The organism is Pseudomonas sp. Larv2_ips, assembly GCF_963879675.1.
Lineage (GTDB): Bacteria > Pseudomonadota > Gammaproteobacteria > Pseudomonadales > Pseudomonadaceae > Aquipseudomonas.
This window is the reverse complement of record NZ_CAWOAW010000014.1, coordinates 1,338,751-1,348,315: the sequence shown is the minus strand read 5'-3', so window position 1 is coordinate 1,348,315 and position 9,565 is coordinate 1,338,751. Positions and strand designations below refer to the sequence as shown.

The 9,565-nt window shown below is 61.5% G+C and carries 10 protein-coding genes; 4 read left to right on the top strand and 6 right to left on the bottom strand.

Features of this window, described 5'->3' with window-relative positions; translation table 11 throughout:
* Positions 1 to 1,144: 1,144 nt before the first annotated feature.
* The 3 genes from AACV02_RS12795 to AACV02_RS12785 are packed head-to-tail and all read right to left on the bottom strand — an operon-like array spanning position 1,145 to position 2,575.
* Positions 1,145 to 1,882, bottom strand: coding sequence for a CPBP family intramembrane glutamic endopeptidase (locus tag AACV02_RS12795; RefSeq protein ID WP_106578993.1), 738 nt, complete (start codon positions 1,880 to 1,882; stop codon positions 1,145 to 1,147).
* Between the two features lie 7 nt (positions 1,883 to 1,889).
* Entirely contained in the window at positions 1,890 to 2,360 is a 471-nt protein-coding gene (locus AACV02_RS12790) for a RidA family protein (RefSeq protein WP_119740019.1), read from the bottom strand.
* A 5-nt stretch (positions 2,361 to 2,365) separates the two neighbouring features.
* Positions 2,366 to 2,575 carry a DUF6434 domain-containing protein gene (locus tag AACV02_RS12785; protein WP_119740017.1) on the bottom strand — a complete coding sequence of 70 codons (210 nt, stop codon included), beginning with the start codon at positions 2,573 to 2,575 and terminating at the stop codon, positions 2,366 to 2,368.
* Positions 2,576 to 2,833: 258 nt separating this feature from the next.
* Here AACV02_RS12785 and AACV02_RS12780 point away from each other — a divergent pair, with 258 nt between their 5' ends.
* Positions 2,834 to 3,265, top strand: a complete 432-nt coding sequence (locus AACV02_RS12780) for a nuclear transport factor 2 family protein (RefSeq protein ID WP_106578990.1) — start codon at positions 2,834 to 2,836, stop codon at positions 3,263 to 3,265.
* A 29-nt stretch (positions 3,266 to 3,294) separates the two neighbouring features.
* Here AACV02_RS12780 and AACV02_RS12775 read toward each other — a convergent pair whose 3' ends face one another.
* Positions 3,295 to 4,620: an aminotransferase-like domain-containing protein gene (locus AACV02_RS12775; protein ID WP_119740015.1), complete on the bottom strand. Its 1,326-nt coding sequence runs from the start codon at positions 4,618 to 4,620 to the stop codon at positions 3,295 to 3,297.
* A gap of 89 nt (positions 4,621 to 4,709) precedes the next feature.
* Between AACV02_RS12775 and AACV02_RS12770 the strand changes: the two genes are divergently transcribed.
* On the top strand, positions 4,710 to 5,600 hold the full coding sequence (locus tag AACV02_RS12770; RefSeq protein ID WP_119740012.1) for a DMT family transporter: 891 nt from the start codon (positions 4,710 to 4,712) through the stop codon (positions 5,598 to 5,600).
* Here AACV02_RS12770 and AACV02_RS12765 read toward each other — a convergent pair.
* Entirely contained in the window at positions 5,597 to 6,163 is a 567-nt protein-coding gene (locus tag AACV02_RS12765; protein ID WP_164487943.1) for a YceI family protein, read from the bottom strand. The two genes, AACV02_RS12770 and AACV02_RS12765, sit on opposite strands and share 4 nt — an antisense overlap.
* Positions 6,164 to 6,284: 121 nt before the next feature.
* Between AACV02_RS12765 and AACV02_RS12760 the strand changes: the two genes are divergently transcribed.
* Positions 6,285 to 6,779: a PaaI family thioesterase gene (locus AACV02_RS12760; protein WP_119740008.1), complete on the top strand. Its 495-nt coding sequence runs from the start codon at positions 6,285 to 6,287 to the stop codon at positions 6,777 to 6,779.
* 44 nt (positions 6,780 to 6,823) lie between these two features.
* The gene (yghX, locus tag AACV02_RS12755) at positions 6,824 to 7,711 is read left to right on the top strand and encodes a YghX family hydrolase (RefSeq protein ID WP_106578985.1); all 888 of its coding nucleotides are present in this window, start codon (positions 6,824 to 6,826) and stop codon (positions 7,709 to 7,711) included.
* Positions 7,712 to 8,353: 642 nt separating this feature from the next.
* On the opposite strand, the gene AACV02_RS12750 is transcribed toward yghX, so the two are convergent.
* Positions 8,354 to 9,538, bottom strand: coding sequence for a DUF2252 domain-containing protein (locus tag AACV02_RS12750; RefSeq protein ID WP_106578984.1), 1,185 nt, complete (start codon positions 9,536 to 9,538; stop codon positions 8,354 to 8,356).
* Positions 9,539 to 9,565 lie beyond the last annotated feature (27 nt).

Sequence of the window (9,565 nt, the reverse complement as noted above, 5' to 3'; positions counted from 1 at the left end):
GGTCAGCCAACCTGTTTTTCACTGAAAGACCGCCTTCGCGAGCAAGCCCGCTCCCACAGTGTTGACTGCATTTCAGGCGGGGCCGGTCAGCAGCTGGCTAATCACGCTGCAAATGTGGGAGCGGGCTTGCCTGCGATAGGGGCGGATCAGCCAACCTGTTTTTCACTGACAGACCGCCTTCGCGAGCAAAACCCGCTCCCACAGTGTTGACTGCATTTCAGGCCACGCCGATCAGCAGCTGGCTAAACACGCTCCAAATGTGGGAGCTGGCTTGCCTGCGATAGCGGTGGGTCAGCCAACCTGTTTTTCACTGAAAGACCGCCTTCGCGAGCAAGCCCGCTCCCACAGTGTTGACTGCATTTCAGGCCGGGCCGGTCAGCAGCTGGCTAAGCCCGCTCCAAATGTGGGAGCTGGCTTGCCTGCGATAGCGGTGGGTCAGCCAACCTGTTTTTCACTGAAAGACCGCCTTCGCGAGCAAGCCCGCTCCCACAGTTTTTTGACTGCATTTCAGGCCACGCCGGTCAGCAGCTAGCTAAATACACTCCAAATGTGAGAGCTGGCTTGCCTGCGATAGCGGTGGATCAGCCAACCTTTTTTTCACAGACAGACCGCCTTCGCGAGCAAGCCCGCTCCCACAGCGTTGACTGCATTTCAGGCCACGCCGATCAGCAGCTGGCTAAGCCCGCTCCAAATGTGGGAGCTGGCTTGCCTGCGATAGCGGTGGATCAGCCAACCTGTTTTTCACTGACAGACCGCCTTCGCGAGCAAGCCCGCTCCCACAGTGTTGACTGCATTTCAGGCCGGGCCGGTCAGCAGCTGGCTAAACATGCTGTAAATGTGGGAGCTGGCTTGCCTGCGATAGCGTTCGATCAGTCAGCCTATTTTTCACTGATAGACCGCCTTCGCGAGCAAGCCCGCTCCCACAGCGTTGACTGCATTTCAGGCCACGCCGATCAGCAGCTGGCTACACACGCTCCAAATGTGGGAGCTGGCTTGCCTGCGATAGCGGTGGATCAGCCAACCTATTTTTCACTGACAGACCGCCTTCGCGGGCAAGCCCGCTCCCACAGTGTTGACTGCATTTGAGGCCACGCCGATCAGCAGCTGGCTAAGCCCGCTCCCACAAGTTTTACTGCATTTCACATCAAGTCAGGTAGGGCACGGCAATCAACAGGATGGCCGTGCCATGGGCCACGGTTGCCGGCAACACGCCATAGCGCATACGCACCAGCGCGCAGGCCAGGCCTTCGATCAGGGTGAACAGCAATACCGGCCAGCCCAACTGGGTGACACTCAAGGCCAGAAACGCGTGGCAGGCCGCAAAGGCTACGCCGCTGATCAATGCCGCGCGCAATGGCGTCACCTGCTGTTCGAGGTAGCCTTGCAAAAAACCGCGAAACAGCACCTCCTCCAACGCATTCGCGCCATAGGCCAGCACCACCATCCCCGGCAGCCAGACCCAGTAGCCGTGAATCTCGAACGCCTCGATGCCCTGGTAAACCCGCAGCGGCACACCGAGCAAACAGCCCACCACAAGCCCCACGGCCAAACCCAGCGCAGGATTGCCGATGGTCCAGCGCATCAGCCGCCATAACTCCGGCGCCGTGCGTGCAAGCACCATAATCAGCAGCACTGACATCCCACCCAGCGCCGCCAATACAAAGGCATTCGCGCTGAACGCGATCTGCACTTCGCTGCTGAGCGACCACATCCCGAGCGGCGTCATCGCGTCACGCATCAACACAAATGCCGTCAGCAGGATCAGGATGCGCATCGCCAGCATCGCCCTGGGCGTCAGCGCAAACCACAGCCCAAACAGCACCAGCCCCGGCGCCAGGTGAACGCCGTAGTTGGTCAGTACGCCCATGCCTTGGGTGATCATGCCGGCCTCAACCGTGGGCGACAGCAATCATGTCGATCTCGACCGCTGCCGATTTCGGCAACTGCATCACCCCCACCGACGTGCGGGTGTGCGTGCCGGCGCTGCCGAGAATTTCATGCAGCAGGTCCGACGCACCGTTGGCCACCTCGCTTTGCTGATCAAAGTCTTCGGCGCTGCGCACGTACACGGTGATACGTGCGATGGCCTTGACTTGATCCAGCGAGCCCAATGCCTGCTTGAGCAAGCCCAGGCAACGCAGCGCGCTGATGCCGGCGGCGATTTGCGCCTGGGCCAGGGTCAGGCTTTCGCCGACTTTGCCGGGCAGCACGATCGTGTCGCCGACCCGGGGGATCTGGCCGCTGATGTACAGGTGGTGACCATCGCGCACCAAGGGTGTGTAGTTGCCACCGATTTTGAACTCGTCCAGTTGATAGCCGAGGCGCTGCTGGGCTGCCTGGTATTTTTCGTCTGCTGTCATGCTCGTCAAACCTCGTTGCGACGTTGCCACTCATCCACCACATCGCCAAGGTTCTTGGGGATGTCGCTGCGAATCCAGGCCATGAAGGGCCGGTCGAACTTGAACCCGGGGCCGCAGTGTTCAAGCATGAAACGGCGAACGTTCTGGGTATTTTTGTAATGTGGGGTGACGGGGGTGGCGCGGGTAATAACGTCGCTGTGCCAGTTAAAATCCATTTTTCCCTCGGGCGTTTTTGTTGTGTCGGCAGTAGCATAGCGATGTGCTATTTGAGCAGGAAGCGGCACGGTAAAACTCACACCCCTACACGATGTGTTGAGATGTCGTACAAGACTCTAAAGCGCTTATAACGCGTCACCGCTTAACCTTTTCGAGATATTTCAAAATTTCACTTTCCTTCCCCATCAGAAATATTGCATGGTTGTACGACGACTTAAATAATCGTGCCCGACCCCAACAACAATAAGGAAACACCCATGCAAAACGTCAAAGTGCTGATCGGTTTTCTGTGCCTGTTCACCGGCTACGTCGCAGCAGCGCCTGCCCCCGCCGAAAAGGATGTGGCCCAAGCGGTCGACCAACTGACCCAAGCCATGTTGCACCTGGACCTCAAGCAGCTTCATGCGCTGACCTCCGACAAACTCACCTACGGCCACTCCAGCGGCAAGGTGCAGAACAAAGCGCAATTCATTGCTGATCTGGAAACCCACACCAGCGCGTTCAAGACCCTCGAAATGCAGAACCAGACCATTACCCTCGACGGCGACACGGCCCTGGTGCGTAACCACTTTCACGCACTGGCGGTGAACAGTGGCGTAGACACGCCGACCGACATCGACAACTTCCAGGTTTGGCAGAAGCAAAAAGGCAAGTGGCTGCTGATCGGGCGCCAGGCTTACAAATACTGATGACCGGTGGTGAGCTGGCGCGCGTCAGCTCACCATTGCACCACCTCGCGGACCTTCACCAGCGCCTCGCGCAGCGCCGACATGCTCACCGAGCCCAACGCCAAACGCAGCGCGTGGGGCACGGTTGCCGAGACCGCAAACGGCTCGGCGGTGGACACCGAAATGCCTTCGCGCTGCAAGGCCATGGCGATTTGATCGGCCCTGGCCTCTTCACCCAGCGGCAACCACAGAAAATACGATGACGGGTGGCTGATGTAATGCACGCCCTTGAGCACGTGCGCCGCCAAAGCCTGTCGCGCTTTGGCATCCTGGCGCTTTTGCGCTTCCAACTGGTCGACCGTGCCGTCCTCGATCCAGGCCACGGCCATCGCACTCATGACGCCGGGTACGTTCCAGGTGGTGGCCATGATGGTGCGTTCCAGTTTCTTTACCCAGGCCGGGGGCGCGGCAATAAAGCCGACCCGCAACCCGGTCGCGACGCTCTTGGAAAACCCGCCGACGTACACCGTGCGGTCAGGCGCCAGGGTTGCCAATGGGGGCGGCGCCTCCTGCGCCAGAAACGCGTAGGCCGCGTCCTCGATGATCATCAGATTGTGTTGTCGGGCAATGCCGACTAATCCCGCGCGCTGTTCCAGGCTCATCACCCAACCCAACGGGTTATGCAAGGTCGGAATGCTGTACACCGCGCGCACCGGCCGTTTGCTGCACAGGCGTTGCAGGGCGTCCAGGTCCGGGCCACTGGCGGTGACCGGGATCGCGACGATTTCCAGGTGCAGGGTTTCGGCCAGCACCTTAAAGCCTGAATACGTCAGGGCATCGACGGCAATCACATCCCCCGGCTTGAGCAATGCCATCATCGTCACCGCCAAGCCGTGCTGGGCGCCGCTGACCACCAGCACTTGCTCGGCCTCCACCACCAGCCCTCGGCTCAACAGATGCCGCGCCACCGCTGCCCGCTCGTGCAGGCGGCCGGCATGGGGCTGGTAGCGCAGAAGCGCCTCCAGGTCGCCCGACAGCGCCAGTTGGCGCAACGCCGTACGCAGCAAATCGGCCTGGCCCGGCAGCGACGGGTAGTTGAAATTGAGGTCGAGCATGCCCGTCGCTACCGTCATCTGCCCACTGCCCTGCCCCGGCGGCAACGAGATTTCGCGCACGAAAGTGCCGCGCCCGGTTTCGCCACTCACCAGGCCCATCGCCTCAAGCTCGCTGTACACACGGCTGGCCGTGACCAGCGCCAGGCCATGGTCGGCGGCCAATTGGCGGTGGGTGGGCAGACGCGTGCCGGGTGGCAGCGCACCGCTGCGGATATTCCCGGCAAACGCATCGACCAGTGACTTATAGCGAGCACGTGGCATAAGCGATGTATCCATGACAATTTTTTGATTGTCCTGATCTTCGACCCTAGGATGGCCGAACGCAACTTATCCTTTTCAGGCACGCCCTCATGGAACGCACCATTGGCCTCAACAGGCTCGACAGCAGCACTCAAGGTTGGATCAACGGTTTTATCGGCGTGCTCATTTTCAGCGGCTCACTGCCGGCCACGCGTCTGGCGGTGATGGAGTTCAACCCGGTATTCCTGACCATGATCCGCGCCACCCTCGCCGCCGCGCTGGGGCTGTGCCTGCTGAGACTGTTCAAGGAGAAACGCCCATCGCGCGCGCAAGGGATGCCGCTGGCAATCGTCGCACTCGGCGTGGTGATTGGCTTTCCGCTGCTCACGGCACTGGCGTTGCAATACGTCACCTCGGCGCACTCCATCGTCTTCATCGGCCTGCTGCCACTGGCCACGGCGGTGTTCGGCGTGCTGCGTGGCGGCGAGCGGCCGCGCCCGGTGTTCTGGCTGTTTTCGATACTCGGCAGCCTGTTGGTGATGGGCTACGCCGTCGCCCAAGGCTTGAGCGCCGCGCCCGTGGGTGACGTGCTGATGCTGTTGGCGGTGCTGGCATGCGGTTTGGGCTATGCCGAGGGCGCCAAATTGTCACGCACCCTGGGCGGGTGGCAGGTGATCTGCTGGGCGCTGGTGGTGTCGCTGCCGGTGGTGGCGCCGCTGAGTCTGATCCTCGCCCCCGCAACCTTCAGCGGCATCAGCCTGCCGGCTTGGCTGAGCCTGGGCTATGTGGCGTTGTTCAGCATGCTCATCGGCTTTGTGTTCTGGTACCGCGGCCTGGCTCAGGGTGGCATCGCCGCCGTCGGCCAGCTGCAGTTGCTGCAACCCTTCTTCGGCCTGGCGCTGGCGGCGGGCCTGCTGCATGAGCAGGTCAGCCTGGGCATGGTGCTGGTAACGGTTGCGGTGATCGGCTGCGTGGCCGGCGCGAAACGGTTTGCACGTTAACGCTGCGGCGCGACCATCTTGAACTTGATGGTGATGTCGTTGGACACCACGCTGTTGCCCGCCCACTCACCTTCGCCAATCTTGAAGTCGTCGCGCTTGAGCACGAACTCACCGTCGAACACGCCGATGCCGCTTTGCTCCTTGAGCAGCACAGTGATGTCCACCGGCCGCGTGATGCCCTTGATCGTCAGGTTGCCGGCGATCGTGTAGCGGTTGTCGCCCAGTGCGGTGGCGCCGTTGGATTCATACACGCCGACCGGATAGGCCGTGGTGTCGAACCACGCGGGCTGTTGCAGTTGGGTATTGGCGTCCGGGCTGCCGGCGTCGATGCTGGCGAGCTGGATCTTGAGCAACGCATGCGCCGCCTCGGGCTTTTGCGTATCGAACGTCAGGGTGCCTTCAAAGTCGCTGAAGGTGCCATACACTCGCTGCCCGAACTGCTGGAAGGTAAAGCTGATCTGGCTGGCGGTGCGGTTGACGTCTTTGTATTCCACAGCCTGCGCGCTGGAAAACCAACCGAAGACGAGGGCCAGCAAGAACACCTTGGACATTCGACGCTTCATGAAACGCTCCGCGAGAGAAAAGGACACACGTGCTGAGCTAACACGCCATGGCATGGATTTATTCCCATCGGGCGCGCGTCCTGCTAAACAGAGTAGTCGCGAAAAACAATAAGGACTTTTCATGCCCACCCCTTCTCTGCAGGACACCACCGCCCCCGAAGGCATCTGCTACGGCTGCGGCGGCAGCAACCCGCATGGCCTGCACATCAAAAGCCGTTGGGACGCCGATGGCATCTACGTCATCGCCGAGCATCAGCCCGAGGCCAAATACAGCGGCTGGCCCGATCTGGTCTACGGCGGCCTGATCGCCATGCTGGTGGACTGCCATTCCAACTGGACGGCCATGGCTTATCACTACCGCGCCGAGCAACGTGAACCCGGCAGCTCGCCGCGCATCGATTGCGTCACCGGCAACCTCGGCATCAAATTCATCAAGCCCACGCCCATGGGCGTCACGCTGAGCCTGCGCGCGCGGGTTGAGGGCGAGGTGGGGCGCAAGAGCCGCGTGGTCTGCGAGGTGTACGCCGGTGAGGTGCTCACCGCCATCGGTGACTCGGTGTTCGTGCGCGTCGATACTGGCCAACTGGCGGCTGCCGCCCATGGTCGCGCGGGCTGATCCTGGTCTACATTGATTGCCACCGCTAATCGAGGAATGCACCGATGACTCGTCTCACCGCGAAAGACTTTGCCCCCGAACTGCTGGAACTCTACGACGGCTACGCCCACGGCAAGCTCAACCGCCGCGAATTTCTCGACCGCGCCGCACTGTTCACCTTTGGCGGCCTCACCGCCTCTGCGCTGCTGGCGGCCCTGAGCCCCAACTACGCGCTGGCCGAACAGGTCAAGTTTACCGACCCGGAGATCATCGCCGACTACATCACCTACCCCTCGCCCAAAGGCAACGGCACGGTGCGCGGCTACCTGGTACGCCCGGCCAAGGCCAGCGGCAAGGTGCCGGCGGTGGTGGTGGTTCATGAAAACCGTGGCCTGAACCCCTACATCGAAGACGTCGCCCGCCGCCTGGCCAAAGCCGGCTTCATCGCCCTGGCGCCGGACGGCCTGACCTCGATGGGCGGCTACCCCGGCAACGATGAAAAAGGCGTGGAACTGCAACAGAAAGTCGACCCCGAAAAACTCATGAACGACTTCTTCGCCGCCATCGAATGGCTGATGCACCACGACAACAGCACCGGCAAAGTCGGGATTACCGGCTTTTGCTATGGCGGCGGCGTGACCAATGCGGCGGCGGTAGCCTATCCGGAGTTGGGCGCGGCGGTGTCGTTCTACGGCAAACAGCCGGAGGCCAAAGATGTGCCGCGCATCAAGGCGCCGATCATGCTGCACTACGGCGAGCTGGATACGCGCATCAACGAAGGTTGGCCAGCGTATGAAAAGGCGTTGAAGGCGGCGGGCACAACGTACGAGGCGTACATCTACAAGGGCGCCAACCACGGGTTTCACAATGACTCAACGCCCCGGTATGACGAGGCGGCGGCGAATCTGGCGTGGGAAAGAACCCTAGGCTGGTTCCACAAATACCTGGCCTAGCCCCGAGCTGAAATGTGGAAGCTGGGTCGCCACAAGAAGTCAGCGCTCAGCTTGGAAATAACCCCGCTTCTCCTGTCACGACACAGTAAGGAAATAAGGGTCAGACCACGGTTAATACTAGAACCGGGGTCTGACCCCGCCTCTGCGCTCAGCTTGGAAATAACCCCCGCTTCTCCTGTCACGACACAGAACCCATGTGGGAGCGGGCTTGCCCGCGAATGCGGTGGGTCAGCGCCCAATCAGTCGGCTGGCACACAGCCTTCGCGAGCAAGCCCGCTCCCACATCGAGTAGTCGCTGTCTTCCAGATGAAGAAATAAGGGTCAGACCACGGTTAATGCGAGAACCGGGGTCTTGCTAGAACCGGGGTCTGACCCCGCCTCTGCGAAACCTCCGGTTAATAGTAGCGAGCGGGCTTGCCCGCGTTGGGGCGCGAAGCGGCCCCTAAACCTGACGACTCAATTTGTCTGGAGAAGCGCGGTGACTGTTCTGGGGCTGCGGCGCAGCCCAACGCGGGGCAAGCCCGCTCGCCACAACAAGTCAGCGCTCAGCTTGGAAATAACCCCGCTTCTCCTGTCACGACACAGAACCCATGTGGGAGCGGGCTTGCCCGCTCCCACATGGAGTAGTCGCTGTTTTCCAGATCAGTGTTCGAGGGCATACCGCCGGCAATGGTTGAGATAACCCTGCTCATGACTCCCCACCAACTGCACCACACTGGTCCATAACCAGGACGGCGCATCCAGCTGTTTGGAGCGGTTTTCCTGCAGCACTGCCATCCACTGCTTGCGCGTGTCACGGTCCATCTGCCGGGCATGGGCGATGCCGACCACGCGGGCCAGGTAACCGGCGGCGTGCATGGCGTCGGTTTCGCTGAGTTCATCCAGTTCCAGCTTCATGTCCTGGGGCAGCAACTCACGGATAAAAAACCCATGGTCGAGAAAACGCGTCGCCAGCATGCGTTCTCCAAGGCCCGGTGACAGCTGACGCGCGCCCTCCACCACCCGCCGCCCATTGTCGCGGGGCATCTTCGCGCGCGGTGTACGCGGTGCAGCCGCGCCAACCGCCTCCTTGATATCGATCAGGCAATATTCCTGATCATCCTTGTCACCAACGCCCAGCAGTGCTGCATAGCGCAGCAAGCCCAGGGAACTGCAGCCCTTGACCCAATAGGCTGAGTCCAGCAGTTCGACCTTGGCGTCTTTGGGCCGGCCTTTGAGCGAGGTGACCAACTGGTGGATTTCATCCGAGGCGCAGAGGGTTTGCAGGGCGCCCTTTTCGGCCCGCGACAAAGCCCAGAAGTGCTTGCCCAGTGGAATCGTCGGCCGCACGTTTTCAATGCGTTCACGCGCCAGGTTTTTCCAGGTGCGCTCCACCGCGCTGCGCATGCCGGCCTTGACCTGGGAGGGACGTGGCGGTGCTTCGTCGGGCTTGTCTTTGAAGGCTTGTTCGTAGCCGCCGATCATCTCTTCGAGCATGCGCGCGGTGGTCACTCCCGGCAGGTCCGAGCCGCGGGCGGCGGTGGCCAACGACAAGGCCAGGCGCACCAGGTCGTGCGCCGGGTTGCCGATCACGGTCTGGTCAAGGTCGCGGATGTGCATGTCGATACGGCCCTTGATATCGCCGGTCGGGCCCAGGTTGCCTGCGTGGCAGTCGCCGCAAATCCAAATCGCCGGGCCATGCGGCAAGCGACGGCCGGGCTGGCTGTGCAGCCATTCATAAAACTGCACAGTGCTACCGCGCACATAGGCGTGGGCAGAGCGCGCCATTTTCAAATTGCGCAGTTGCGTGAGGTGGGGCATGCGGTCGGCGGGGCGCGGGGTCTTCATGGATGAACTCAGTACGGGAGATACAGT